The sequence below is a fragment of the Pseudomonas sp. LY-1 genome (assembly GCF_053502595.1).
In genome coordinates this window covers 3,143,576-3,168,132 of sequence record NZ_CP094353.1, presented here as the reverse complement: position 1 = coordinate 3,168,132, position 24,557 = coordinate 3,143,576, and the positions used below count along the sequence as shown (strand labels likewise).

At 60.1% G+C, this 24,557-nt stretch carries 26 protein-coding genes; 11 read left to right on the top strand and 15 right to left on the bottom strand.

Features of this window, described 5'->3' with window-relative positions; translation table 11 throughout:
- Positions 1–95: 95 nt before the first annotated feature.
- Both MOQ67_RS14525 and MOQ67_RS14520 read left to right on the top strand, forming a co-directional pair.
- Complete coding sequence (locus tag MOQ67_RS14525) at positions 96–1,193, top strand: carboxynorspermidine decarboxylase (RefSeq protein ID WP_079444044.1); 1,098 nt, start codon at positions 96–98, stop codon at positions 1,191–1,193.
- A 28-nt stretch (positions 1,194–1,221) separates the two neighbouring features.
- Positions 1,222–2,466 carry a saccharopine dehydrogenase family protein gene (locus MOQ67_RS14520; protein ID WP_017846534.1) on the top strand — a complete coding sequence of 415 codons (1,245 nt, stop codon included), beginning with the start codon at positions 1,222–1,224 and terminating at the stop codon, positions 2,464–2,466.
- Between the two features lie 153 nt (positions 2,467–2,619).
- On the opposite strand, the gene glsB is transcribed toward MOQ67_RS14520, so the two are convergent.
- Both glsB and MOQ67_RS14510 read right to left on the bottom strand, forming a co-directional pair.
- Complete coding sequence (glsB, locus tag MOQ67_RS14515; protein WP_017846535.1) at positions 2,620–3,528, bottom strand: glutaminase B; 909 nt, start codon at positions 3,526–3,528, stop codon at positions 2,620–2,622.
- Positions 3,529–3,626: 98 nt separating this feature from the next.
- Positions 3,627–4,037 carry a hypothetical protein gene (locus tag MOQ67_RS14510; protein ID WP_198717817.1) on the bottom strand — a complete coding sequence of 137 codons (411 nt, stop codon included), beginning with the start codon at positions 4,035–4,037 and terminating at the stop codon, positions 3,627–3,629.
- Between the two features lie 109 nt (positions 4,038–4,146).
- Between MOQ67_RS14510 and MOQ67_RS14505 the strand changes: the two genes are divergently transcribed.
- Positions 4,147–5,016, top strand: coding sequence for an AraC family transcriptional regulator (locus tag MOQ67_RS14505; RefSeq protein ID WP_198717818.1), 870 nt, complete (start codon positions 4,147–4,149; stop codon positions 5,014–5,016).
- Here MOQ67_RS14505 and MOQ67_RS14500 read toward each other — a convergent pair.
- Together MOQ67_RS14500 and MOQ67_RS14495 are read right to left on the bottom strand one after the other, a co-directional pair.
- A complete protein-coding gene (locus tag MOQ67_RS14500) occupies positions 5,007–5,648 on the bottom strand; it encodes a ribonuclease T2 family protein (RefSeq protein ID WP_017846538.1) in 642 nt (213 codons plus the stop codon). The two genes, MOQ67_RS14505 and MOQ67_RS14500, sit on opposite strands and share 10 nt — an antisense overlap.
- Before the next feature lie 90 nt (positions 5,649–5,738).
- Complete coding sequence (locus MOQ67_RS14495; protein ID WP_046484474.1) at positions 5,739–6,719, bottom strand: Gfo/Idh/MocA family protein; 981 nt, start codon at positions 6,717–6,719, stop codon at positions 5,739–5,741.
- A 126-nt stretch (positions 6,720–6,845) separates the two neighbouring features.
- Between MOQ67_RS14495 and MOQ67_RS14490 the strand changes: the two genes are divergently transcribed.
- Together MOQ67_RS14490 and MOQ67_RS14485 are read left to right on the top strand one after the other, a co-directional pair.
- Complete coding sequence (locus tag MOQ67_RS14490; protein WP_017846540.1) at positions 6,846–7,208, top strand: NUDIX hydrolase; 363 nt, start codon at positions 6,846–6,848, stop codon at positions 7,206–7,208.
- Between the two features lie 78 nt (positions 7,209–7,286).
- A complete protein-coding gene (locus MOQ67_RS14485; RefSeq protein WP_156179961.1) occupies positions 7,287–7,463 on the top strand; it encodes a hypothetical protein in 177 nt (58 codons plus the stop codon).
- A 216-nt stretch (positions 7,464–7,679) separates the two neighbouring features.
- Here MOQ67_RS14485 and MOQ67_RS14480 read toward each other — a convergent pair whose 3' ends face one another.
- On the bottom strand, positions 7,680–7,964 hold the full coding sequence (locus tag MOQ67_RS14480; RefSeq protein ID WP_102617591.1) for a hypothetical protein: 285 nt from the start codon (positions 7,962–7,964) through the stop codon (positions 7,680–7,682).
- A gap of 191 nt (positions 7,965–8,155) precedes the next feature.
- Entirely contained in the window at positions 8,156–8,485 is a 330-nt protein-coding gene (locus MOQ67_RS14475) for a hypothetical protein (RefSeq protein ID WP_026139966.1), read from the bottom strand.
- A 349-nt stretch (positions 8,486–8,834) separates the two neighbouring features.
- Between MOQ67_RS14475 and MOQ67_RS14470 the strand changes: the two genes are divergently transcribed.
- Positions 8,835–11,975 carry a DUF6531 domain-containing protein gene (locus MOQ67_RS14470; protein ID WP_198717819.1) on the top strand — a complete coding sequence of 1,047 codons (3,141 nt, stop codon included), beginning with the start codon at positions 8,835–8,837 and terminating at the stop codon, positions 11,973–11,975.
- On the opposite strand, the gene MOQ67_RS14465 is transcribed toward MOQ67_RS14470, so the two are convergent.
- Positions 11,872–12,309, bottom strand: coding sequence for a DUF3995 domain-containing protein (locus MOQ67_RS14465; protein ID WP_046383694.1), 438 nt, complete (start codon positions 12,307–12,309; stop codon positions 11,872–11,874). The genes MOQ67_RS14470 and MOQ67_RS14465 overlap by 104 nt on opposite strands.
- Positions 12,310–12,402: 93 nt before the next feature.
- Here MOQ67_RS14465 and MOQ67_RS14460 point away from each other — a divergent pair, with 93 nt between their 5' ends.
- Both MOQ67_RS14460 and MOQ67_RS14455 read left to right on the top strand, forming a co-directional pair.
- Positions 12,403–12,792, top strand: coding sequence for a DUF2946 domain-containing protein (locus MOQ67_RS14460; RefSeq protein WP_193040010.1), 390 nt, complete (start codon positions 12,403–12,405; stop codon positions 12,790–12,792).
- 93 nt (positions 12,793–12,885) lie between these two features.
- Complete coding sequence (locus MOQ67_RS14455) at positions 12,886–15,012, top strand: TonB-dependent receptor (protein WP_198717820.1); 2,127 nt, start codon at positions 12,886–12,888, stop codon at positions 15,010–15,012.
- Positions 15,013–15,101: 89 nt separating this feature from the next.
- Here the strand turns inward: MOQ67_RS14455 and MOQ67_RS14450 are convergent, their stop codons facing one another.
- Positions 15,102–16,118, bottom strand: coding sequence for an ABC transporter substrate-binding protein (locus tag MOQ67_RS14450; protein WP_046383697.1), 1,017 nt, complete (start codon positions 16,116–16,118; stop codon positions 15,102–15,104).
- A gap of 132 nt (positions 16,119–16,250) precedes the next feature.
- Positions 16,251–16,700 carry a hypothetical protein gene (locus tag MOQ67_RS14445; RefSeq protein ID WP_017846547.1) on the bottom strand — a complete coding sequence of 150 codons (450 nt, stop codon included), beginning with the start codon at positions 16,698–16,700 and terminating at the stop codon, positions 16,251–16,253.
- A 414-nt stretch (positions 16,701–17,114) separates the two neighbouring features.
- Between MOQ67_RS14445 and MOQ67_RS14440 the strand changes: the two genes are divergently transcribed.
- The 3 genes from MOQ67_RS14440 (at position 17,115) to MOQ67_RS14430 (ending at position 18,040) form a co-directional block, all read left to right on the top strand.
- The gene (locus MOQ67_RS14440) at positions 17,115–17,390 is read left to right on the top strand and encodes a hypothetical protein (RefSeq protein WP_082118780.1); all 276 of its coding nucleotides are present in this window, start codon (positions 17,115–17,117) and stop codon (positions 17,388–17,390) included.
- Between the two features lie 110 nt (positions 17,391–17,500).
- Positions 17,501–17,731 carry a hypothetical protein gene (locus tag MOQ67_RS14435; protein ID WP_198717821.1) on the top strand — a complete coding sequence of 77 codons (231 nt, stop codon included), beginning with the start codon at positions 17,501–17,503 and terminating at the stop codon, positions 17,729–17,731.
- A 72-nt stretch (positions 17,732–17,803) separates the two neighbouring features.
- A complete protein-coding gene (locus tag MOQ67_RS14430; RefSeq protein WP_198717822.1) occupies positions 17,804–18,040 on the top strand; it encodes a DUF2789 domain-containing protein in 237 nt (78 codons plus the stop codon).
- Between the two features lie 6 nt (positions 18,041–18,046).
- On the opposite strand, the gene MOQ67_RS14425 is transcribed toward MOQ67_RS14430, so the two are convergent.
- The 6 genes from MOQ67_RS14425 to MOQ67_RS14400 all read right to left on the bottom strand — a co-directional run bounded on the left by MOQ67_RS14425 (position 18,047) and on the right by MOQ67_RS14400 (position 24,530).
- Positions 18,047–18,250 carry a hypothetical protein gene (locus tag MOQ67_RS14425; protein ID WP_104903346.1) on the bottom strand — a complete coding sequence of 68 codons (204 nt, stop codon included), beginning with the start codon at positions 18,248–18,250 and terminating at the stop codon, positions 18,047–18,049.
- 115 nt (positions 18,251–18,365) lie between these two features.
- Positions 18,366–19,598 (bottom strand): methyl-accepting chemotaxis protein, encoded by a 1,233-nt coding sequence (locus tag MOQ67_RS14420; RefSeq protein WP_416146731.1) that lies wholly within the window; start codon positions 19,596–19,598, stop codon positions 18,366–18,368.
- 546 nt (positions 19,599–20,144) lie between these two features.
- Positions 20,145–20,549: a TraR/DksA family transcriptional regulator gene (locus MOQ67_RS14415; RefSeq protein WP_010564800.1), complete on the bottom strand. Its 405-nt coding sequence runs from the start codon at positions 20,547–20,549 to the stop codon at positions 20,145–20,147.
- Between the two features lie 345 nt (positions 20,550–20,894).
- Positions 20,895–21,917 carry an ABC transporter permease gene (locus tag MOQ67_RS14410; protein WP_017846553.1) on the bottom strand — a complete coding sequence of 341 codons (1,023 nt, stop codon included), beginning with the start codon at positions 21,915–21,917 and terminating at the stop codon, positions 20,895–20,897.
- Between the two features lie 58 nt (positions 21,918–21,975).
- Positions 21,976–23,529 (bottom strand): sugar ABC transporter ATP-binding protein, encoded by a 1,554-nt coding sequence (locus MOQ67_RS14405; RefSeq protein WP_017846554.1) that lies wholly within the window; start codon positions 23,527–23,529, stop codon positions 21,976–21,978.
- Positions 23,530–23,594: 65 nt separating this feature from the next.
- Positions 23,595–24,530 (bottom strand): sugar ABC transporter substrate-binding protein, encoded by a 936-nt coding sequence (locus MOQ67_RS14400; protein WP_017846555.1) that lies wholly within the window; start codon positions 24,528–24,530, stop codon positions 23,595–23,597.
- Between the last annotated feature and the right edge of the window lie 27 nt (positions 24,531–24,557).

Genomic DNA, 24,557 nt, shown 5'->3' with positions numbered 1-24,557 from the left:
GACGCGCAAAATCCGCCCGCTAACCTTTCGATCTGCTCCAAGTGCGGGCACAATGCGTGTCCTTTTTTGGCAGGCACCGCCGCAGGCTCTCAAAAATGATCAAAACGCCGTACTACCTCATCGATAAACAGAAACTTCTGATCAACATGCAGAAGATTGCTTACGTGCGCGAACAGTCCGGCGCCAAGGCGTTGCTGGCGCTCAAGTGCTTTGCCACCTGGTCGGTGTTTGACCTGATGCAGCAATACATGGACGGCACCACGTCGTCGTCGTTGTATGAATTGAAGCTCGGTCGCCAGAAATTCCAAGGCGAGGCGCACGCCTACAGCGTGGCCTGGGCCGACGATGAAATCGAAGAGATGCTGGAAAACTGCGACAAGATCATCTTCAACTCCATCAGCCAACTGCAGCGTTTTGCCGAACGTAGCGAAGGCAAGACCCGCGGCCTGCGCGTCAACCCGCAGGTGAGCAGTTCGGATTACCTGCTGGCCGACCCGGCGCGTCCGTTCAGCCGCCTGGGCGAATGGGACCCGGTGAAGATCGAAGGCGTGATCGAGCAGATCTCCGGTTTCATGTTCCACAACAACTGCGAAAACGACGACTTCAGCCTGTTCGACAAGATGCTCGGCACCATCGAAGAACGCTTCGGCGCGCTGCTGCACAAGGTCGAGTGGGTCAGCCTCGGCGGCGGCATCCATTTCACCGGTGAAGACTACGCCGTGGACGCATTCTGTGCGCGCTTGAAGGCGTTCTCCGAGAAGTACGGCGTGCAGGTGTACCTGGAACCCGGCGAAGCGGCGATCACCAACAGCGCCTCGCTGGAAGTCACCGTGCTCGACACGCTGTACAACGGCAAACACCTGGCCGTGGTCGACAGTTCCATCGAAGCCCACCTGCTGGACCTGCTGATCTACCGCCTCAATGCCAAGCTGGCGCCGAGCACGGGTGAACACACCTACATGGTGTGCGGCAAATCCTGCCTGGCCGGGGACATTTTCGGCGAGTATCAATTTGATCGTCCGTTGGCCATCGGCGATCGGCTGTCGTTCATCGACACCGCGGGCTACACCATGGTCAAGAAAAACTGGTTCAACGGCCTGAAAATGCCGTCCATCGTAGTGAAACAACTCGACGGTACAGTCGAGGTGGTTCGTGAATTTGGTTACGACGACTACCTGTCCAGCCTTTCGTAAGCTGGCGGATAAAGGAGAGATAAAGCAATTGAAAAAGAACGTTCTTATCATTGGTGCAGGAGGTGTCGCCAAGGTGGTGGCCCACAAGTGTGCGCAGCACAACGACGAACTCGGTCGTATTGCTATTGCGTCGCGCAACATCTCCAAATGCCAGGCCATCATCGACAGCGTCAAGGCCAAGGGTAGCCTCAAAGTACCCGCCGACATCCAAGCCTTCGCGCTGAACGCCCTGGACGTGGAAGCGACCAAGGCCCTGATCCGCGAGACACAATCGCAGATCGTCATCAACGTCGGCTCCGCCTTCCTCAACATGTCGGTGCTGCGTGCCTGCATCGATACCGGCGTGGCTTACCTCGACACCGCCATCCACGAAGAGCCGGGCAAAATCTGCGAGACCCCGCCGTGGTACGGCAACTACGAATGGAACCACCTGGAAGAGTGCAAACAGAAGAACATCACCGCCATCCTTGGCGTGGGCTTCGACCCGGGTGTCGTCAACGCGTATGCCGCGCTGGCGCAGCAACAGCATTTCGACCGCATTGATTCGATCGACATTCTCGACGTCAATGCCGGCTCCCATGGCAAATACTTCGCCACCAATTTCGACCCGGAAATCAACTTCCGCGAATTCACCGGACAGGTGTGGAGCTGGCAGAACAGCCAGTGGACCAGCAACACCATGTTCGAAGTCAAACGCACCGACGACCTGCCTGTGGTCGGTTCGCAGAACCTGTACCTGACCGGCCACGATGAAGTTCACTCGCTGTCGAAAAACCTCGACGTGCCCAACGTGCGTTTCTGGATGAGCTTCGGCGAGCATTACATCAACGTGTTCACCGTGCTGAACAGCCTCGGCCTGCTCTCCGAAAAGCCGGTCACCACCGCCGAAGGCCTGCAAGTGGTGCCGTTGAAAGTGGTCAAGGCCGTGCTGCCCGACCCGTCTTCGCTCGCCCCCGGCTACACCGGCAAGACCTGCATCGGCGACCTGGTCAAAGGCACCAAGGACGGCCAGCCGCGCGAGGTGTTCATTTACAACGTGGCCGATCATGAAGAAGCCTACGCCGAGACCGACAGCCAGGGCATCTCCTACACCGCCGGCGTGCCGCCGGTCGCCGCTGCGCTGCTGGTAGCGCGTGGTGAGTGGGATGTGAAGCGCATGGCCAACGTCGAGGAACTGCCGGCCGAGCCGTTCCTGAAAGCGCTGGACGTGATGGGCCTGCCGACTCGGATCAAAGACGAGCACGGCGATCGGGCCTGGGATGCGATTGCCTGACAGGCGATAGCAGACCGAACCAAAATGTGGGAGGGGGCTTGCCCCCGATAGCGGTAGATCAGTCACAGCTGTATTGACTGACACACTGTAATCGGGGGCAAGCCCCCTCCCACATGTGGATTCGTGATGCTTCCTGCACACACGGGAGCGGCCTCAAAACACCGACCACCCAATCCGCTCACTCAACAATTCCAACGCCTTGATCCCCGCCAGCGAATTCCCCGCCGCGTTCAACTCCGGCGACCACACGCACACCGTGAACTGCCCCGGTACCACCGCGACAATGCCGCCGCCGACCCCGCTCTTGCCCGGCAAACCCACGCGATAGGCGAAGTTCCCCGCCTCGTCATACAGCCCGCTGGTGGCCATGATCGAGTTGACCTGCTTGGTCTGGCGCGCGGTCAGGATCTGCTCGCCGCTGTGGGCACTCACCCCCTCGTTGGCCAGGAAACTGAACGCCCTGGCCAGGTCCAGGCAGCTCATCTGCAACGCGCAGTAGTTGAAGTAGCTGTGGAGCACCGCGTCGACGTCGTTATGGAAGTTGCCGAACGACTTCATCAGGTAGGCCATGGCCGCGTTGCGCGCGCCGTGTTGTGCTTCCGATTCGGCGACGACGCTATTGACCAGGATCTGCGGGTTGCCCGACAGGCGCCGCACAAAGTCGCGCATCGACAGAATCGGCACGGCAAAGCGTGACTGGTTGATATCGCAGATCACCAGCGCGCCGGCATTGATAAAGGGGTTGCGCGGGCGGCCGCGTTCGAATTCCAGCTGCACCAGGGAGTTGAACGGTTGCCCCGAGGGCTCGTGGCCGAGGCGCTCCCAGATGGTTTCGCCGCCGTGGTCGATGGCTTGCACCAGGCTGAACACCTTGGAAATACTCTGCACCGAGAACAGGGTATCGGCATCCCCGGCGCAGTAGGCTGCGCCGTCGTTGCCGTACACGGCGATCCCCAGTTGATCGGCGGGTACGTCGGCCAGCGCGGGAATGTAGTCGGCGACGTTGCCGAGGCCGATCAGTGGACGAACTTCGTCGAGAATCGACTCCAACAGCGCCTGCATGTCTTGTCCTGTCATCGTTCTTTGAATCAGTGGTAAGCGGGGCGCGGAGGATACTTCAATGCGCTCGGCAGTCCCACTGGCGGGAGGCGGTGCATCGCTTAGAAATACGTTACATCCGACACCTGCTCATCCAGCACATCCCGCGCCAGCGCCCACGCCTGGTCATTGGACGCCACCATCAGCAGCGGATAACCCCAGGCATTGCCAAACGTCGCGGCGAACGGCTTGAGTGCCCGGCGCTTGGCCGCGCAGGGCTCCACCTGGATCATGCCTTTGACATACGCACGCAGGGCCTGCCGGTGTGTCTTCATCCAGTGCGAGGCGTGCTCGCGCTCTTCGTAGGAGTGCGCGTGATTCAGTTCGTCCAAGGTTTTTTCATACAGCAACACAAAAGATTGCTGACGTGCCAGCAGGCCTTCGAACATCACGAAGCTGTCCTGCGACCCGCCTTCATTCGGCGCATCAAAAACGATCTTCACCACGGGAAATGCTGAACTGTCGAGTCGCATGGCAGAGTTCCTTAATGAGAGAGAATCTCACTATAAGGCTGACGAAGCTGGACGGCATTGCACAGAATAGCCAGAATGTTTCGCAATTCAGCCAAGCTGCGAGCTCACCATGAAACGCCATCGCCTGGACCTGCATGATCCGTTGTTAGCCAAGGATGCCGATCTGGTCCCGCGTGCGGTGGTGGCCGTGAGCGCGACCAGTACGTCCGAGCGTTGGGAGCATGTTCAGCACACCCACCGCAAAGGCCAGTTGATGTACACGCTGCGCGGGGTGATTCATTGCGAAATCGAGGCCGGCATCTGGATTGTGCCGCGCCAGTGTGCGCTGTGGATTCCCGGCGGCATGCCCCACGCCGCGCGTGGCGCCGGCGAAGCTGAGTTGTATTGCCTGCTGATCGACCCGGACGCTGCCGGCGCCCTGCCCTCGCAATGCTGCACCCTGTCGGTATCCGGCCTGTTGCATGAGTTGATCAGCAAGGCGGTGAGCTTCCCGCAGTTGTACGACGTGAACAGTGCGCAGGGGCGTTTGATCGACACGCTTTTGGACGAGCTGGCCCAGGCGCCCATCGAAGGCCTGCACCTGCCGATGCCCCAGGACCCGAGGCTGCGTCGCCTGGCCGACAGCCTGCTGGCCAACCCCGGCGACAAGGCCACGCTCGGCCAATGGGCGGCGCGCATCGGCATGAGCGAGCGCAGCATGACGCGCTTGTTGCTAGAGGAGTCTGGCCTGAGCTTCGGCCGCTGGCGTCGGCAGTTGCATGTGATCCTGTCGTTGCAACGACTGGCCAGGGGCGAAAGTGTGCAGCGGGTCGCCCTGGACTTGGGCTATGAAAATGCCAGCGGTTTTATCACCATGTTCCGCAAGGCCGTGGGCCAGCCGCCAGCGCGTTACCTGGCGGGCCGCGTCGGGGTGTCGACGTCAACCGAGGCCCCGGCGGCCATCGCATTGCACTCGCTCCAGGCGCTCGATCAGCGCTGAACCGGAATGCGGATATCACCGTCCCGGCACTGGGTTTTCACACTCTTGGGGCAGCCGGCAAAACGCAGTTCCTTGCTCAGGCACACGCGCACTTCGGACAGCACCTTGCCCTTGCAGATCACCGCCACGCCATGGTTGCCCATGGCCGGGTTACTCTCGCGAAAGAGCGCCTCGATCTCCCGTGCCTCCAAGTGACCCGGCACGTTGAATGGCTGCAATTGCTGTGGGATCTGCACCGTGGCCAAGGCCGCATCGGTGGCCTGCAGGTAACGCGTGGCTTCCAGGCCGCTGCAGGTGCCATGTTTGGACCATTCATGCTTGAGCAGTGCCTGCGTCGGGAATATCAACGCGCCTTTGGCCAGCTCATCCGCCGACAGCCGCGACTGCGTATCGCACGACGCCGGCCAGCCACCCCGCGCGTATTGCGGCCATAGCCCATGCAATACAAACCCGTAGCCTTTGCCGCTGCATTGCTCGTTGTTCGGGTGCGCCAGGCAGAACGTTGGCGACCACGACAGCGACAGCACATAAAAATCAAAGTCCCCCGCCGGCCGTTGCTCGCGTGGCGCCGCCTGCGTCGCCATGCTTGCCAGTACCCACCCCACGGCCAGCCAGGCTGCCTTGTATTTCATCCGTCTGTTCCTTGAAAAAAATAAGCCCGCATTGTGAGTGCAGGCCAGGGTCCGGCGAAAGTGGTGAATGCAACGCCGGCGCCAGGAAAACTACTCAGGATGATAGGGATTGCGTTGCAGCACCTTGTCCAGAATCCGGTCGGTCTTCAATGCCTCAATCGCCAGTGAGGGGTGCTCGGCTTCGCCGCGAATATGGGCATTCATGCCCAGCACATGGTGCCACTGGATATGCGTGTGGCAAGGCACCTCCAGCACTTCGGCGACCGCCCCTTCAAGCCGCAACGGCTGGTCGTCGAACACCGCAAACGTGATCCGCCCCAGGGTGCCGATCAGCTCGACGCGATCTTCATGGCGGTCCGCGACAAAGTTCCAGCAGCCCATGCCCAGCGCGCCGGAGCTGAAAGTCCAGCAGGCGGTCACCGCGTCTTCCGCCGCATACTGTCCGGCCTGTCGCGCGCTAAACCCGGCAACCTCGACAATGTCGCCGGCCAGGTACTGGAACAGATCAAAGCCGTGGCTGGCCAGGTCGGCAAAGTAGCCGCCGCCGGCAATGGCCGGGTCGGTGCGCCAGTTGGCGGCACTGGTGTCTTCGATGGCTGGCGGCTTGCACAGGGACCAGGTCAGGTGACGCAGTTGGCCGATGCGTCCATCGCGCAACCAGTCGCGCACTTGCTGGAAGCGCGGCAGCGAGCGGCGATAGTAGGACACAAACAAATGCAGCCCGGCACGTTCGAAAGTGCGCTGCATCAATGCGCCCTGCTCGGCATTCAGCGCCATGGGTTTTTCGACACAACAGTGCTTGCCGGCGGCCGCGACCATCAGGCTGTATTCGAGGTGGCTGTCGGGCGGTGTAGCGATGTACACCGCGTCCACCTCAGGGTCGTTGATCAGTGCCTGGGCGTCGGTATAGAAACGGCCAATGCCGTGGCGTGCCGCATAATCGCGCACAGCCTCTTCGCGGCGCCCCATCACGGCCACCAGGGCCGAACCTGGCGCTTTGTAGAAAGCAGGTCCACTCTTTAACTCAGTGACGCTGCCACAGCCGATCATGCCCCAACGTACCGTCTTCATCTGCTCCCCTCGTGCGTTGTCGTCAATCGACCAGTATCTATATCCTCACGCAGATACGCCACCACCATCCAGCATGACATTTGCATTACACTTTTATGACAGACATCTCGCTGCGGGGCACAGACGATGAAAATACGCGCAACGGTGATTTGCGAACACGAGGGGCATATCCTCTTCGTGCGCAAAGCCAGATCGAAATGGGCGTTGCCGGGCGGCAAGGTCGAACGCGATGAGCGCCCGGTCGGCGCCGCCGAACGGGAGCTGGAAGAAGAAACCGGGTTGAACGTCGACGGACTGCTGTACCTGCAGGAATTGAAGGCGCGCGACACGCTGCACCATGTGTTCGAGGCGTCGGTGGTGAACATCGCGCAAGCACGGCCGTGCAACGAAATCATCGATTGCCGCTGGCACGCCTACGGTGCGATGGACGAGCTGGACACTACCGATACCACCCGGCACATCGTCAAATCCTTTCTGCGACGCCTGTAGTTCCGCGCTCTGTCCGGCGACCTGTGCAGATTCTGCGTCAGGGCGCTTCACTCGAATGTGCTCAGGCAGGTTATCGACTTGCTCGCCACCGAAATCGGTAATCTCATCCAGCGAGTTGGATGGAACAGTGTGATGCTCGAGTTTGTCGAGAACATCGACGAGTTGCTGTACCAAGCCAAGCACAATGGTCGGATGCGCGCGGAGCTTGTTGATGCCGACAACAAATCCCAGGCAAAAAAAATCCCAAGTAGCTGATGGAAACTTGGGATTTAAAAAATGCATAAACCGTGGGAGGTGAACGCCCGGCTATAGTACCGATTGCCTAATTCCGCAACAAGATGGTTTTAATCCTTTCGTCGGAATAAAACAATCGTAAGTCCTTCAATAACCACACATTTATCAAGGTAGGGAGGTATATAGGTGCCACTTTTTGGTGCAAATACCATCGTGACTTTTAAGTACTATTTCCCTTTATAAAGAAGGGTTATCAATCGATTTCGGCGTCAGACTTTTCGATGACTGTCCGCTCAACTGTTTGCACGTATCGCTAAGTTCAATCCTGTTTGCCGACGCGGCACTGGCCACGCGCTCCACTTGCCTGCAGAGAGCCAGGTACTCGACGGTCTGTTCACGCTGGCGGTCGACTTTGGCATTGAGTTGTACAAAATAGATCCCCAGCAACACCGCAACGCACAACACCGCGACTGCGAAGTAGCGCAAGCTGTCGGGCGACCGGGGCTCCGGAGGGGTCATCATTTTAATGCGCCCTGCTCTTCTGGCAGCGAACGTCGGCGATCAGGAACAGCGCGGCGACATCATCCGACGTCGCCCCGGGAAAAAGCGTTTGCATACCAGTCTCCTCAATGACGGGGGCAATTGTATGCAAATAGAAACACTGAGATTGTCGTGGATTTGTAAACCGCGCTGCTCGACCAGCAAGAAGCGCCTTATTTGCGCGCCACTTTGTAGCGCACGCAATCCTGATAGAAACTCTGGCGAATCGCCTCGGGCTTGAGCCGTGAACGGCTGTCATAGGTCTGCTCGGTGATGCCCATGGCCATCATCCGCATCCATGACTTGTTGAACTTGATGGTCTGGATCTTCTGCCGCGCGGCATACAGTGAAACGCCCGACAGCTTGAGTTCCTGTGCCCTGGCGGCCGTACCCGCGCCCCAACTGCACATGTACTTGTCGCCCTCGCGCAACTCCCGTGCCTGTACGGCAGCCGCGCCGCCGGCCAGGGAACAGGCGATCAGCATGATTCCTACATTGCGCATTTGCTTCCTCACCTAACCAGCTGAAAATAAAAGCGATTCTGGCGAGAATTTTGTTACAAAGGGGCCACTAAATTGCCTTATCGCACGGATTGAAGGATCGCCACAACGCGGGCTCAACTCGCCGGCCGATATCTGGAAACCGGGCGGCAAGACAAGTGGTTTTATTTGCGCGAACAATGACGGGCGGTCTCGCAATCGGTCGGATCGACTTTTTGGGTAGCCCTTTCAATTGCTTTTTCGCGGGATTTTCCCTGGGCGTGTCAGCCCCTTCTGATTTTTCCAGCCGTTCGTCCAGCGTCTTTTTTCAGCGGCAGACTCCGACGTCTTACCCTTTGCCGAGACGTCACGGATGACTAACGCTTCCCACATTGCCTTTATCACACCTGAGCTGGATGGCGTGCATCAACGCCGGGCCGAGTATCCCCAGCAGGTCAACGCCGGGTATGGCGCACTGGATTCGCTGAGGCTGACCGATGCCGCACTGGACGGGCTCCTGCCGTTCGAATGGACGCGGTGCTACCACCCCCGTGCGGTGGATGTGGACTGCGGATTGGGGGTTGGCTGGAGCCACTCGCTGGCGCATCGGCTGACGCTGACGGACGCCTCGGCGATGTGGATCGAGCATGAGCACCGATCGACCGCCCTGCCCTTGCCGACCGAGACGCGACCGACAACCGGCAATCGCCAGGCCGACGCCGCGATCTACCGGGGGGCGCGGCCGGATGAGCTGGTGCTGTGCCAGGCATCGCGCTTCTACCACTTCTGCCACGGTGTGCTGACCGCGATCAGCGATGCCTACGGCAACCGGCTGCGAATTGTCCGCGATGTGTTGGGGCACATTGAACGCCTGGATAACGGTGTCGGTCGCTCGCTGTTTTTCCGTTATGAGCGCGGCCGCTTGGTGGCCCTCGATTACCAGGTTCAGCGGCCCGAGGGCCGTGCGGCCGGGGATTGGATGACCGAACAGACCGTGGTTTCCTACACCTATGACGACATTGGAAGACTGGTTTCGGCGACCAATGCCGTAGGGGAAAGCGAGACCTATCGGTACGACGAGCAACACTTGATCCTTGAACGCCAGTTGGCCGGCGGCGCGCGCTTCTTTTGGGCTTGGGAACGGGCTGGCAAGGCGGCGCGATGTGTCCGACATTGGGCGAGTTTCTTGCAGATCGACACGCGGTATGCCTGGGGGGACGACGGCAGCGTGACCCTTCACAACGCCGATGGGAGCCAGGAAACCTATGTTCATGCCCCGCAGGCACGGCGGGTGCAGCGGGTGGGTCCGGATGGCGCCAAGCATTTCAGATCCTATGACGACAAGGGCCGTCTCACGGTCGAGCAAGACCCCCTCGGCGCGGTAACGGCGTATCAGTACGACGACGCTGGATGCTTGGTCGCGTTTTTTCCGGGGGAAGATGAGCCAACGTCCTACGAGTATGACAATGGATTCTTAAGAGTTGTACGTCGTGGCCAGGCAGTTTGGAACTACGCGCATAACGACCAAGGCAATGTCATTCGTCAGACCGACCCCGATGGCAACGTTACCGACTATAGCTACAACCAGTATGGCCAACTGATCGGGGTTTGGTTTCCCGACCATAGCTGCCTGCGGCGGTGGTGGAATGAGCGTGGGCAGTTGCTTGAAGAACACTGGCCAAACGGCAGTGTGAAGCGCTATCGCTATGACGATCTCGGTCGGAGGGTGGCGCAAGAGGACAAGCATGGGGTGGCGACCCAGTACCAGTGGGACGGTGTCGGACGATTGGTTCGTGTGGTCATGCCCGGCGGTGGCACGCGGGAATACAGCTACAACCCCTACGGAAGAATCACCGCCGAACGCGATGAACTGGGGCACGTCACTCGCTACGAATACACCGACGGTCTGCCCCTGATCAGCCGGCGCATCAATGCGGACGGCACCCAGGTCAACTACCGCTACGACCACGTGCGATTGTTGCTCGCCGAAATCGAAAACGAAGTCGGCGAAATCTACCGCTTCGACTATCACCCCAACGGCCTGCTCCAGCAGGAAATCGACTTCGACGGCCGACGCACCGCCTATGCCTACGACCTCAACGGTAAGCTGCTGGAAAAAACCGCACACGGCACCGACGGCAGTCAGCTCGTCACCCGTTACCGGCGAGATCACGCCGGCCGGTTGGTCAGGAAAACCCTGCCCGATGGCGGCATTGTTGAATATACCTACGACCGCCAGGGCAACCTCCTCAGCGTCGACGACGGCTACCGCCCCCTTACCTACGAATACGACCCGCAAAACCGCCTGATCGCCGAACACCAGGGCTGGGGCACACTCCGTTATGGCTACGACGCCTGCGGCCGACTCAAATACCTGCGCCTGCCGGACAACAACCAGCTAGGGTTCAACCATGACAAGGTCGGCCACCTTGCGACCGTTGAACTCAATGGCGCGCTGTTGACGTCTCACCTGTTCGACGCCGGCCGAGAACACCAACGCGCCCAAGGCAAACTGCTCAGCAGTTACCAATACGATGAGCATGCACGCCTGTTCAACCATGGCATCTGCGATATCGAAGGCACTCGCTACCGCCGCCAGTACAGCTATGACAAAGCGGGCAACCTCAGGTACTTGCTCGACACCCGCAAAGGCGAGCACCGCTACCACTACGACACGCTAAACCGCCTGGTCCGCGCCGATCATTCCCAGGCCGCACAGGAACGTTTCACCTACACGCCAGCGGGTAACCGTCTGACGCTCCAGGATGACCGCCACTACGACTATGACGCCTTTGGCAATCTCATCCGCGAACGGCGTGGCCAGGCCCACTCTGTCGTTACCGAATACCGCTACGACTGCCAGCAGCGTCTGATCGGCCTCACCCGCCCCAACGGCCAAACCGTCCACTACCGCTACGACCCGTTTGGTCGCCGCATCAGCAAAACCGTCGCCGGCACGACCACCGAGTTTTTCTGGCAAGGCGACAGACTGATCGCCGAGCACCACGCGCAACGGCATCGCAGCTACGTCTACGAACCCGACAGTGTCCGCCCACTGGCCCTGCTGGAAGGCTTCGGCCCACACCGCACCACGCCTTTCCACTACCAACTGGATCACCTTGGCACCGCACAGGAACTCACCACCCCCGACGGCGAAATCGTGTGGTCCGCGCACTACCGCGCCGATGGCCGGACTACGCGATTGGACGTCGAAAAAATCGAAAACCCGCTGCGCTCCCAAGGTCAATACTTCGACCGGGAAAGCGGGCTGCACTACCATCGCCACCGCTACTACGATCCGGATAACGGTCGCTGCCTGACGGGTGGGCAGGATCAACGCCTATCGGTAAGCGCCCAACCCCACGGAGCGGGTCTGCAGGCGGGTGAACGCTCGCGGCGCGATCAGGCGATCAACTCCACGCCACCACCAACAACCCGGCGCCCAACAACAGGCACAACGGCGAATAAAAATACGTATCCCACCGTGCAAACCGCGAACCACCGACCTTTTTGAAAAAACCCACCAGCTCCGAATCGCCGATTGCCCTGGCAAACATGATCACGGCAATCGCGCTGATGCCCCATTGCAATGCGCCATGGGACACCGGCGAAAAATACAGCCCGGCCCGCAGGCAAACGAGCAAGGCAATTGCCACCAGGCCCATCGCCACCAGCAAGGTGCCCAATGCCGAAGGCTTGAACGCCAGGCGGGGGCCGCTGGCGAATTCGCCGGGAAGTTGAGGGATGGCGGCGAGGCTGCCGAGCTTGCCACCGGCGGCCCAGTACAAATGCACCATGCTGACAAAGGTGAAAATACCGACGATCCATCGTGCGACGATAAAGCTCATGGCGGCCTCTCCCGGAATTTGTGCGAAGTAGGATAGTCCCCCTGAGATTTTTTGCAGGCATTTCGTCGGCGGCCGATGGTAAAGTGCCACCCCATGAAAATCACCCGTGCCGACCGCTCGCTCATTGCCTGGATGCTCTACTGCAGCGTCCTGTTCAATGTGTTCGCGTGCAGCATTGGTCATGGGCAGATGGTGGGCATGCAGCTCAACGGCATCGGCGGGCAGTTCTGTACCGTCGACCCACGCACCCAGGCGCCCAAGCCGTCCACCCCCGCCGAGGAAAGCCTGCCGACGCTGTCCAAGGCGTTTGGTTGCCCGCTGTGCTCGACCGGCGGCATGGGCCCGGCGCTGAACTCCAGCCTCAACGTCGCGGTGTTGCCGCAACCCCACGCACCGCCGCCGGCTATCGTACTGGCGGCTGACATTCCTGCTCGCTTCACCTGGCCCACGGCCCACCCACGGGCGCCGCCCGCCCTCGCCTGATCCTCGCGCTTTCTGATCTGCACTGACACCGTTTCCGTAAGGAAGTACGGGCGACTGTGCGTTGTTTTCAAGCAGGTTTTTCAGGATTCAAGCATGAAACATTTACCTCTGTTGGCAGGCCTGTTCGGCTGCCTGCCAGTCTGTGCCTGGGCGCTCGAACTGGCCCCGACCACCATCGATGGCGAACCCTCCCACGAACCCGGCCTGGCCCTGGACCAGTCCAGCGGCGTGGCCTCGCGGCTGGGGTTGAGCGTGCGCGAAACGCCCGCCTCGGTGGCGATCGCCAACCGCAATGACATCGAGCGCCATGGCGCCAAGACGTTCCGGGATGCAGCCAATACCTTGCCCGGTGTCAACGCCAGCGCACCGCCGGGGTTTGGGGGGTTTGTCTCGTATCGTGGGTTTACCAGCAGCCAGATCACCCAGATGTTCAACGGCATCAACGTCGCCACCGGCCTGGCCCGGCCGGTGGATGCGTGGATCTATGATCGGGTGGAACTGGTCGGCGGCCCCTCGTCCTTGATCAACGGCGCCGGCTCCGTGGGCGGTTCGCTGAACTACGTGACCAAGCTGGCCACCCGCGAAGAACAGGCCGCCGAAGGCCAACTGACCTACGGCAGCTACGACACCGCCGGCATGGCATTCGGCCTGAACCACGCGCTGACCGACCCCAGCGCCGACGTGCAGCATTACGCACGCCTGGACGTCAGCCGCAACACCAACCACAGCTACATCGACCGCGACCAGCGCGACGCCTGGAGCGTAGCGTTTTCCCTGCTCAGCGACCTTACCCCCAACCTGTCCCATACCCTGGCCCTGGAATACCAGGACGAACATGAAGACAGCCCGTACTGGGGCACGCCGGTGCTGAACCCCAAGGCCGGCGAGCTGAAGATCGATAAACACAACCGTTTCAACAATTACAACGTCGCCGACGGTCGTTACGAACAGCGCACGCTCTGGGCGCGTTCGATCATCGACTACCGGATCAACGACAGCACTACACTGAAAAACACCCTGTATCACCTGGACAGCCAGCGCGATTACCGCAACCTGGAGACCTACCAATACAACGCCGACAACAGCGCGGTGAACCGCTCGACCGCGTACCAGGTGCGTCATCAGGGTGAGCAGAATGGCAACCAGTTCGAGCTGCGCCACGACGACCGCTTCGTCGGCCTCGCCACCACCTGGTCCGGCGGCTTCGAATACAAGGTCAACAGCACGACCAATAGCCCGCTGAGAGCCGCGGGCAACAGCACGGTCGATCCTGACCATTACGACCCGGGGTCCTTTTACGACATCCCAGGCACCCGACCGGGCTTTATCAGCGACAAGACCAACGAGGTCACCACCAAAGCGCTGTTCGTGGAAAATCGCCTGGGCCTGACCGATAAACTGACATTGCTGACGGGCCTGCGCTACGACGCCATCGACCTGGATGTCACCAACCACGGCGCGATAACCGCCAGCAGTCCACGGCACTTCACGCGCAGTTGGGAGCCGGTGACCGGGCGCGCGGGCCTGACCTACCAGTTCATCCCGACGGCCAACGTGTACGTGCAATACAGCACGGCCGCCGAACAGCCGAGTACCACCACCCAGGTATTCGACGTATCGACCGGCAAACAGTGGGAGGTGGGCAGTAAATTCGATTACCTGGACGGTCGCGGTTCGGCCACCGTCGCGGCTTACAAAATCGAGCGCAAGGACTTTGCCGTCACCGACCCGCTGGACCCCACCAACAGCATCCCGGTAGGCGCACAGTCGTCCAAGGGCATTGAGTTGGCCAGTTCGTTGCGCATCACGCCGCGACTACTCGCCGAAGGCAACTTCGCCTGGGTGGACGCCGAGTACGACGAGTTCAACGAAAAAATCGCCAGCGGCGCGGTGGTCTCGCGCAAGGGCAATACGCCGACCAATGTGCCCAAGCGCGTCGGCAACCTGTGGCTGACCTATGATTTTTCCGAGGATTGGCAAGGCGGCGTGGATGCGCGGTATGTGGCCCAGGTGTATGCGGATAACGCCAACACCCAGACAGTGCCGGCCTACACCCTGTTCGGCACATTCCTGCGCTACAAGGTGGACGCCCACACCTCGGTGACCGGCCGCGTGCGCAACCTGACCAACGAGGTGTATGCCGAATTTGCCCATGTGTCGCCGGCGTATTACCTGGGGTCGCCGCGCACGTTTGAAGTGGCGGTGCAAACCCGCTTCTGAGCCTGGAATGCTAGCCAATGTGAAAGCGGGCACACGCTGACAAGCCCGCTTCCACATTCTTGCCCCGCGTTCTGCCGCAGGATGGGACGCTATTTCAGGCTGGCTTCAACTTTCTGCGCCACATCCTCCGTCAACCAGGCCTTCCACACATCAGGATGCGCCTTGAGAAACGCCAGCGCGACGTCGCGTGGCGCGGTGTGATTCTCGCTCATGGTCGCCAAGGCTTTGTTCAGCGGCTCGATCGGGAACTCGACTTTCTCGAAGAACCCGACAATCTGCGGATGTTCTTTCTGGAACGGCGTGGACACGCCGATACTCAACTTGGACGCCAAAGACCGTGTCGGCTTCGGATCGGGATTGTCCGCATCCGTCAGCGTCTTCCACGCCTCGGCGTCGAACGCCGGCTCCTCCAGCTGGATCAACTTGTAGCGCCCCATCAAGGGCGTCGGCGACCAGTAATAGAACAGCACTGGCTTACCGCGACGAATCGAGGAAGTTATCTCGGCATCCAACGCCGCCCCCGAGCCACTGCGGAAGTTCACATAGCTGTCGTCCAGGCCGTAGGCCTTGAGTTTCTGCTTGTTGACCACTTCCGAGGTCCAGCCAATGGGGCTGTTGAGAAAGCGCCCTTTGCCTGGGGATTCGGGGTCCTTGAACACGTCCTTGTAACGCGCCAGGTCCGCGACACTTTTGAGGTCTGGCGCCAGGGGCTTAAGGCCTTTGGCAGGGTCGCCCTTGACCACGTACTCCGGCACCCACCAGCCTTCGGTGGCGCCCTTGACCGTATCGCCCACCCCGGCCACCTTGCCTTCGGCCTCGGCCTTGACCCACACCGGACTGCGGCCTGCCCATTCTTCGCCGATCACCTGAATGTCATTCTTCGCCAGGGCGGTTTCCAGGGTGATGGTGGTGCCGGGCAAGGTGTCGGTGGGCAGGTCATAGCCCTTCTCGACGATATAGCGCAGCACTTCGGTGATCAGACTGCCGCTTTCCCAGTTCAGGTCGGCGAAATGCACAGGCGCCTGTGCAGCCGAAACCGGCAACGAAGCCACCGACAGACTCAGGCTCGCCAGGGACGCCGCCAACAGGGATCTCAATCCTTTCATGCCTTTGCACCTCACGTGTTCGCTGCAATAACGGACGGCTTGGCCGCCACTGCGCGAAGCCTCTGAATAGTTAAGTCAACTCAACTGTAGTAGAGGTTCCGGGAGATAAAGGCTGTTTGCTGTACGAGCGGGTTATTCGCTGGCCTTGAAGGTCACCAGTTCACCCTTGCGCCACTTGGCGGCCTTGCCGGTCACGGCCTTGAGGGTTTTGGTCAAGCCTTCCTGCAATTGTTCGTTGGCGGCAAACACCAGCATCACGCTGTGACCTTCCTTGAACACAATGCCCTGGCCTTCGGCCGAGGAAACAAAGGCATAGTCGCCCAAGCCATACACCGTCAACTTGATATCGCGGAACTTCAATTCAAACTTGCCACCTTCGCGACTGGGCAATACCGCGGCACGAAAATGATCACCGACCTTGAGTTCAAGGCGTTGTTTGTCATCCACGACCAATGCCGATTCAGTATCGATCTCGGCGATATAGATGCCTTCCGGTGTCTGTTCAGTGATGTAAACAAAACGGGATTGAAACTGCTTGACCAACTTTGCGCGCAAATCACCCAGCACGAATAACGCGTGCATATCCAGATTACTGACTGCCAAGGAAACGCCCCCAGATCAAAAAAAGCACTGTCCGCCGGAACGGGCAGCACAAAAAAGCGGCCATACCGGCACGCTGACACAACGCATTGATTAAAAACCCTGAAAAAACGCCCCTGCGGTGCCGTAAGACTAATACAGGCATACACGACGAGCCTTATGCAGGCCATCGATCTTCACAGCAAATCACAGGTTTAACAGCCCGAGAAGACGGGTCGACCAGCTTCAGAGAATAACCCAATTAAAAAGCGCAGTTTCCGACAACCTGCACAAAACAAAACACCTGGAATGGAACCGAGTACCGATCGCCGACGACAATATTAAAACAGCAACACGGGTCAAAACCACCCGTTCCGCTGCTGGCGGGCCAACCAGATCGATCGACAGGAGCTGACCATGCAACGACGTCAACACAACGCTACGTCTTCCAGCACTCACTCATCCTATCAAGACGAGCGCCAATACTACTGCTTGCACAGCCATGATGGGTACTCAAACTCCGTGCTTTATCAAGTTGTACCGGCCGGGCGCAACTTCTTTCATATTATGGAAGTCACCAGCGGCAGGATCAAAGGCTTTCGCAGCAATCATATCCGCGCCTGCGAACTGGCAAAAACCCTCGAGGCCGCCCTGCACGCCCCGCACGGCGGGATCGTTTCGTCACCTGGATGACTTTACCGCGCCGTCGCCCCTCAACAACTGCCATACTGGCCCGTCCATTGAAGTTTGCCCCGTGCGGGTCAGGTTTCATCAGTGCAGTTACCTTGAAGGGAAGGTTATACGTGACGGAATTTGATATTGGCGAATTTTTTATCCATGGCGAAGCCAAGGAAGTAGACGGAGAATTCCAAGCAGTTATCGTAATGCGTGCCAAGCCCCCCTTGACCACGATCACAACGCACCAAGTGGAAAAAGATCGTTGGTTCAAGACCGCGGACGCCGCCGCCGTCGCGGCAAAAGAAGCCGCCAGGGCCCTCAAGACAGCGGTGGACTCAGGGGCGTTGACCTCCTGAGAATCCGATAGAACTCTACTGCGCGACAAGCCTCCGATGCATACCCCCCCAAAAACCGGCATGGAGAACGATATGGATGCGCCAGTACCAACCCTTGAAACCCTGTTTGATCAACTGGGCCTGGATTCCACCCCGAAGGACATCGACGCGTTTATCGCTGCCCATCCTTTGGCCGACGACGTCAAGCTGATCGACGCGCCCTTCTGGACGCCCCAGCAGGCTCGGTTTCTCAAGGAAGAACTTCGGGAAGACGCTGAATGGGCGATGGCCGTGGATGAACTGAACCAGCGTCTGCACCAAGCGCAATAACGCCCCTCAATGCAGGCTGTCTGACTGTTCCATGCGCAACAGCGCTTGCCAGGCGGCCCTGCACTCCTCGGCTTCATCACGGCTGGCGAAGGCGGTGCCACGCTGCTCACCGTTGAGCAGCACGACCCAACAAGCCTTCTGACCCAACGCACGCAGGGTTTTGGGTACGCCACTGCCAATCATCACAGCGACATCGACTTTGTTTTGCATGGAGCTTCTCCGCAACAATCGTTAGCTAACTAACAACGGCGGCCATGCTACGTTTTTCCTCCCGTCAGAAAAAGCTATCCCCTGGATAGCTCTATTGCGCAAACAGCAACAATCTCTAGTGCCTGGCGTTCGTGCCTTCGGGTTTATAGCCCAGGCGCAACCCGCCCCAATGCCGGCCCTTGACCATGATCGGCACCGACAAGTCGTGCATCAACTCACCGGTATCGCGGGTGTAAGTCTGCAACAGTACCGCTTGCTGATGGCTGCCACAGCGAATCCCGGTACGGTCGTCGAACTTGCGCTTGGTGCGATTCTGTAACGCATCCACCTGTACATCGCCGGTCAAGGGTTGGGAAAACGCCTTGTTGTGTGTCGGCACATACCCCTGTTGCGTACAGGCGATGGCAAATACCAAACCTTCGTGTCGCGGCAACAGCGCCTCTTGAATCGCCGGCAAAACCTGATCGGTGTAGCTGTCAAAACGCGTGTGGTACTTGCTGGGGTGGGTGTTGGGGATCGCCGCGTAGTTGCGGTCGAACAGATCCTCCAGGCTGACGCGGTTTTGCAGTACATCGGCCTCGAACTGTTCGGCGATGCGGCTCGCGCCTTCGCGGGCGAGGTCGTAGACGCGCTGGTGATAGTCATCCAGCCCGACGGCGGCCAGGCGTTCGCTGATGGTTTCGGCCTGCCCTTCCATTTGCACGGCGGCATCGGCCAGTTGACGGGTTTGCTCGTCGCTCACCGTCAGGTCGCTGCGCATTTGCTCCACGGCATGGAACAGGCTGTCGAGTTGCGCCCGATTGGTCTCGGTGCCTTGGGCGATTTCGTTGACCTGCGCTTCGACATCCGCGGCCAGGCTGGCGATGTTCTGCAACTGCTCACCGGCGTGTTCCACCTGCTCCACGCCGGTGTGCAGGTCCGCCGACAGTTGGCGAATCTGCTCCACCACCTGGCCGGTGCGTTGCTGGATATCGGCCACCATCACCCCGACTTCCTCGGTGGCGGTGGCGGTACGGCCGGCCAGCCCGCGGACTTCATCGGCCACCACGGCAAACCCGCGCCCATGCTCGCCAGCACGCGCGGCTTCGATGGCGGCGTTCAAGGCCAGCAGGTTGGTCTGGCTGGCGATGGACTGGATCACCAGGGTCACCCGCTGGATTTCCTCGCTGCGCTGGCTCAGGGCTTCAATCATCTCGCGGCTGGCATTCGCGCGCTGGCTGAGTTGGTGCATGCGGGTGATCGACTGGGCCAGCACTTCGCGGCCCTCGGTACTGCGCTGATGCGCCTGGCTGGCGGCGCCCAGCGCCTGGTGACTGAGTTGGGAGGTGACTTGTTCGGTGCCGATCATCACTTCGGCGCTGTTGACGATCTGCTGGGCAGCGCTCAACTGCGACTGCAGGCGCGCAGCCAGTTGCTTGACCGAATAGGCCACGCCGGCCGCCGACAAGGCGTTATGACTGGTGGTATAGGACAGGTCGCGGGTCAGGTCGCCAATCGCATCGACCGCTTCGGACGGCGCCGCGCTGGGTGTGCGTTTTTTCAGGCGAGGCAGCCAGATCACCAGCAAGGCCAGTGTCAGGCAGAGATAAATCGGCAGGCTGGCAAACGCAAGGCCGAGCAGGACCAGCACCACGGCGGTGCTCTGCAAAAGCGGCGTCAGCCAGCCGGGCAACCCGCGCACCACCGCGTGCGGTGGCACTGCTGCGCCCATCAGAGATCCGTCTCCAGCCATCTTCGTCACCCCACTGCTTGTCATTATTGTCTCTGCATTAAACGCCACTATCAGGCCATTATCCATGGGCCTTTAGTGGGGGAGCTTGCAACAGATCAATATAGCGGGCGTAACGGGTATTTTCCCTGGGGAGCGCAGTACTCGCCCCCCAGCTTCAGCGCATCAGGCTTGACGCTGGTGCTTGTCGATCTGCTCGTGGCGCTCTTGCGCTTCGATGCAGTACTTGGTGGTCGGACTGATCAGCAGGCGCTTGAGGCCGATAGGCTCGCCGCTGTCATCGCACCAGCCAAAGGAATCTTCCTTGATGCGCTCCAGTGCGCGCTCCAGTTGCGGCAGCATGCGCTGGTCGCGATCAATGGCATTCACCAACCAGGTGCGCTCTTCTTCCACGGAGGCGGCATCCGCCGGGTCGGCCGGGGTGTCCAGGCTCTCAATGGCGATGCGGTTCTGTTCAATGCGCTCGTGGTGTTCCACTTTCATGTCTTGCAGCAACTGCTCGAAAAAAGCGTGCTGTTCGGCATTCATGTAGTCATCCGCCGGCATGGCCAGCAACTTTTCCTTTGTCATTGATTTCTCTATAAAAAATACGTGCATTAAGGCGAATAAGGGAGCGTTCCGGTCAACCTCTGCAGGTCTCGGAAAGGCGCCATCCATTCCAAGCGCCACCCGGCACTCAATTTACGAGGGGCGGCAGTCTAAGGCCGACTTGAGGGCGCAGCAACTGAAAAGACAGGCATTTTTTCCAAGATAACCCCCAAAGGCACCAGGACGGGCTTGGCGAATGGTCATCGGAGTGTGTTTATAGCAAGAAATTCAGTGTTGTGGAGCTATATAGAAGACAAACGGTTGGATCTGACGAATACAGGCCTGAATGTGGGAGGGAGCAAGCCCCCTCCCACATTTTGCACTGCGTCAGCGTTTTAGCTTGCGCTTGTTGCGATATTGGTCGATCACCACCGCCGCCACGATAATCAGGCCCTTGATGATGTCCTGGATATACGCGTCGACCCCGACAAAGGTAAACCCGCTGGCCATCACCCCAAGGATCAGCGCGCCGATCACGGTGCCGGTGATGCGCCCTACTCCGCCGGCCAGGCTGGTGCCGCCGATCACCGCTGCGGCAATCGCATCCAGTTCGTAGGACATGCCCATGCCGGCCTGGCCGGTGGCGGCACGCGCCGAGGCCACCACACCGGCCAGGCCCGCCAGGAGCCCGGCGATGCTGTAGACGATGATCAGGTGGCGCTTGACGTTGATCCCCGAGGTGCGCGCCGCCTGCATATTGCCGCCGATGGCGTAGGTGTACTTACCGTACTTGGTGTAGCGCAGGGCGATATGGAAGATCACCGCCACCACCAGAAAGATGATCACCGGCATCGCGCCATGCCCGATGGCCGTGTAGGAATCCGAGAGCATGCTCACTGGCTGGCCTTCGGTGTAGTAACGCGCCAGGCCACGGGCCGACACCATCATCCCCAGCGTTGCGATAAACGGCGGGATACCGGTCACCGCGATAATGCTGCCGTTGATCGCGCCCGCCAGCAGCCCCACGCCGAGCCCCGCCACCACCGGAATCCACACCGGCAGGTCGGTCAGGGACGGAAACACCGCACGGGAAAAATCAGATGTTTGCGCAAGACTGGCAGCGATCATCGCCGATAATGCCAAGACCGAGCCGGAAGACAAATCGATCCCGGTGGTGATGATCACCTGGGTCACACCGATGGCCAGCAGGCCGATGATCGACACTTGCAGGATCATCAGCACCAGGCGCTGGGAGTTCATCAGGAAGCTCTGGTCTCGCACGATCCAGCCAAACAGCTCAAACACCAGGCCGATGCCGATCAGCACCAGGAAGATGCTCAGCTCGGTGGGCAAGCGCCGACGGTGCTTGACCGCTGCCGTGGCAGGCTTGTTGTCTGTTATTGCGTTCATAGCCAATCACCTTTTTATTCTATGGCGCGGGCCAACCGCAGGCCCGCGCGGCTGTTCGTCAGTGGACCGCGGTCATACCGGAGGCCAGCTGCATGACTTTTTCCTGGGTCGCGTCTGCACGGTCCAGGGTGCCCATCAGTTCGCCTTCATGCATCACCATCACCCGGTCGCTCATACCCAGCACTTCAGGCAGCTCCGAGGAAATCATGATCACCGCCATGCCCTCGCTGGCGAGGAACGCAATCAAACGGTAGATCTCGGCCTTGGCGCCGACATCGATGCCACGGGTCGGCTCGTCGAGGATCAGCAGGCGCGGGTTGGTCATCAGCCAGCGCGCCAGCAGGGCTTTCTGCTGATTGCCGCCGGACAAGGTGTCGATGCATTGCTCCAGGGACGGGGTTTTCACCCGCAGCTTCTTGCACATGTCTTCGCACAGCGCACGCAGGGCTTTCTGCTGGATAAACCCGTTGCCCGAGTAATGCGGCAACACCGCCATTTCCATGTTTTCCAGGACCGACAGGCACGGGAACAGCCCGCTGAGCTTGCGATCCTCGGTCAGCAGCGCAAAGCCTTTGTCGATGGCCATGTGCGGGTCGGTGATACGCAGCGCCTTGCCATCGAGGGTTATCTGCCCGCGAGTGCTTGGGCTGATGCCAAAAAGGGCTTCCGCCACGTTGGTGCGGCCCGAGCCCATCAGCCCGGCGATGCCAAGGATCTCGCCGGCATGCAGGTCGAACGAGACGTTGTTGAACACGCCGTCCAGGCCCAGGTCGCGCACCGACAGCAGCAACTCGCCGATGGGCGTTTCGCGCACCGGGAACAACTGGCTCAGTTCACGGCCGACCATCATCGAGATCAGGCTGTCGCTGTTCATGCTGTCGGCGCGCTGCAGGCCGATGTACTGGCCGTCGCGAAACACCGCCACTTCATCGGCGATGGCGAACACTTCATTCATCTTGTGCGTGATGTAGACGATGCCTTTGCCCTGGGCCTTGAGGTCGGCAATGATCGAAAACAGGTGGGCGACTTCCTTCTCGGTGATGGCGGACGTCGGCTCATCCATGATCAGGATGTCGGAATCGTAGGACACCGCCTTGGCAATCTCGACCATCTGCCGCTCGGCGATGCTCAGGTTGCCCACCTGCTCCTCGGGGTCGAGGTTGATGCGCAGGCGGGCGAGCAATTGGGCGGTGCAGCGGTGCATTTCGCGGTGGTTGACCATGCGCAGGCTGTTGAGCTGCTCGCGGCCGATCCAGATATTCTCGGCGATGCTCATGTGCGGCATCAGGTTGAGTTCCTGGTGGATCATCGCGATCCCGGCCTTTTGCGCGGCCAGCGGCGTCTCAAACACAATCGGCTTGCCGCGCAGGCGGATTTCCCCAGCGTCGGGCTGGTAGATGCCGGCGATGATTTTCATCAGGGTCGACTTGCCCGCGCCGTTCTCGCCCATCAGCGCCAGCACCGAGCCTGGGCGCACACGCAGTTGTACATCGGCCAGGGCCACCACACCGGGAAAGCCTTTGCTGATGTTGAGGATTTCCAGCAGGTACGGTTCTTCCAGCAGCGACGGCTGGATACCGGGCGGCTGCGAGACAGTGGCTTGAGCAAGCATAGGGCGGTACTCCATCGACAGGGCGGGCACGACCGCCCTGCCGGCTTATTGTTGTGATGTAAGGGCTACTTGAAGTCTTTGACGTTGTCCGGGGTGATCAGCTTGAACGGGATGACAATGTTCTGCTCGATCGCTTCCTTCTTCGCCATCTTGCGCGCCGCCTCCACCGAGCCGACTGCCTGGCCCTTGGCATCCTGGAACACCGACACGGTCATTTCGCCCTTGGTGATCGCATTCAAGCCGTCCGGCGTGCCGTCGACCCCTGCAATCAAGACGCTGCCCGGCTTGGTGCCGGCCGACTTCAACGCCATGGCCGCGCCAATCGCCATTTCGTCGTTGTTGGCCAGCACGGCATTGAATTCGCGGCCCTGGGTCAACCAATCGTTGACCAGGGTCATCCCGCGGTCACGCAGCCAGATGCCGGTCTGTTCCTGCTCGATCTTGATCTGCGGGTACTTGGCCAGGACTTCTTTGATGCCCTTGGTCCGGTTGGTGGTGGAGTTGTTCGCCAGGTCACCGAGCAGGATCACCACCTTGCCCTTGCCCCCCAGTTTTTCGGCGATGTACTGCATTTGCAGCCTGCCGGCCTCTTCATCATCGGAGGTCACGGCCGCCACGCCTTTGGGCAGGTCTTTCTGGTCAGGTCGGCGGTTGACATAGACCAGCGGAATACCCGCTTCGAGCGCCGACTTGCTGATCCGCGCCGTGGACGCCGTGTCCACCGGGTTGACGATGATCGCGTCGACCTTCTGGCTGATGAAGTTCTCGACCTGGCTCAATTGCTTGACCACGTCGGCGCGCGCGTCTTCGAACTGCAGTTGCACGCCATCGCCCTTGGGGTAGGCCTTGGCTTGCTTGTCCATGTACTCACGCACATTGGTCAGGTAGGTGTCATCGAACTGCGACATGCTCACGCCGATCTTCAGATCGGCAGCCATGGCAAAACCGCTGGCCAGCAGCAGGGACAACGCCAGCGCGGTAAAACGGATCGGGGTCTTCATGAACGGTCTGTCTCCACTTTCTTGTTG

Bases quoted from the DNA above. Each gene is read 5' to 3' on its own strand.
- MOQ67_RS14525 (WP_079444044.1), top strand. From the start codon at position 96: ATGATCAAAACGCCGTACTACCTCATCGATAAACAGAAACTTCTGATC.
- glsB (WP_017846535.1), bottom strand. From the start codon at position 3,528: ATGCAGGCGCTGTTGGAGTCGATTCTCGACGAAGTTCGTCCACTGATC.
- MOQ67_RS14510 (WP_198717817.1), bottom strand. From the start codon at position 4,037: ATGCGACTCGACAGTTCAGCATTTCCCGTGGTGAAGATCGTTTTTGAT.
- MOQ67_RS14505 (WP_198717818.1), top strand. From the start codon at position 4,147: ATGAAACGCCATCGCCTGGACCTGCATGATCCGTTGTTAGCCAAGGAT.
- MOQ67_RS14500 (WP_017846538.1), bottom strand. From the start codon at position 5,648: ATGAAATACAAGGCAGCCTGGCTGGCCGTGGGGTGGGTACTGGCAAGC.
- MOQ67_RS14495 (WP_046484474.1), bottom strand. From the start codon at position 6,719: ATGAAGACGGTACGTTGGGGCATGATCGGCTGTGGCAGCGTCACTGAG.
- MOQ67_RS14490 (WP_017846540.1), top strand. From the start codon at position 6,846: ATGAAAATACGCGCAACGGTGATTTGCGAACACGAGGGGCATATCCTC.
- MOQ67_RS14480 (WP_102617591.1), bottom strand. From the start codon at position 7,964: ATGATGACCCCTCCGGAGCCCCGGTCGCCCGACAGCTTGCGCTACTTC.
- MOQ67_RS14475 (WP_026139966.1), bottom strand. From the start codon at position 8,485: ATGCGCAATGTAGGAATCATGCTGATCGCCTGTTCCCTGGCCGGCGGC.
- MOQ67_RS14470 (WP_198717819.1), top strand. From the start codon at position 8,835: ATGACTAACGCTTCCCACATTGCCTTTATCACACCTGAGCTGGATGGC.
- MOQ67_RS14465 (WP_046383694.1), bottom strand. From the start codon at position 12,309: ATGAGCTTTATCGTCGCACGATGGATCGTCGGTATTTTCACCTTTGTC.
- MOQ67_RS14460 (WP_193040010.1), top strand. From the start codon at position 12,403: ATGAAAATCACCCGTGCCGACCGCTCGCTCATTGCCTGGATGCTCTAC.
- MOQ67_RS14455 (WP_198717820.1), top strand. From the start codon at position 12,886: ATGAAACATTTACCTCTGTTGGCAGGCCTGTTCGGCTGCCTGCCAGTC.
- MOQ67_RS14450 (WP_046383697.1), bottom strand. From the start codon at position 16,118: ATGAAAGGATTGAGATCCCTGTTGGCGGCGTCCCTGGCGAGCCTGAGT.
- MOQ67_RS14445 (WP_017846547.1), bottom strand. From the start codon at position 16,700: ATGCACGCGTTATTCGTGCTGGGTGATTTGCGCGCAAAGTTGGTCAAG.
- MOQ67_RS14440 (WP_082118780.1), top strand. From the start codon at position 17,115: ATGCAACGACGTCAACACAACGCTACGTCTTCCAGCACTCACTCATCC.
- MOQ67_RS14430 (WP_198717822.1), top strand. From the start codon at position 17,804: ATGGATGCGCCAGTACCAACCCTTGAAACCCTGTTTGATCAACTGGGC.
- MOQ67_RS14425 (WP_104903346.1), bottom strand. From the start codon at position 18,250: ATGCAAAACAAAGTCGATGTCGCTGTGATGATTGGCAGTGGCGTACCC.
- MOQ67_RS14420 (WP_416146731.1), bottom strand. From the start codon at position 19,598: ATGATCGGCACCGAACAAGTCACCTCCCAACTCAGTCACCAGGCGCTG.
- MOQ67_RS14415 (WP_010564800.1), bottom strand. From the start codon at position 20,549: ATGACAAAGGAAAAGTTGCTGGCCATGCCGGCGGATGACTACATGAAT.
- MOQ67_RS14410 (WP_017846553.1), bottom strand. From the start codon at position 21,917: ATGAACGCAATAACAGACAACAAGCCTGCCACGGCAGCGGTCAAGCAC.
- MOQ67_RS14405 (WP_017846554.1), bottom strand. From the start codon at position 23,529: ATGCTTGCTCAAGCCACTGTCTCGCAGCCGCCCGGTATCCAGCCGTCG.
- MOQ67_RS14400 (WP_017846555.1), bottom strand. From the start codon at position 24,530: ATGAAGACCCCGATCCGTTTTACCGCGCTGGCGTTGTCCCTGCTGCTG.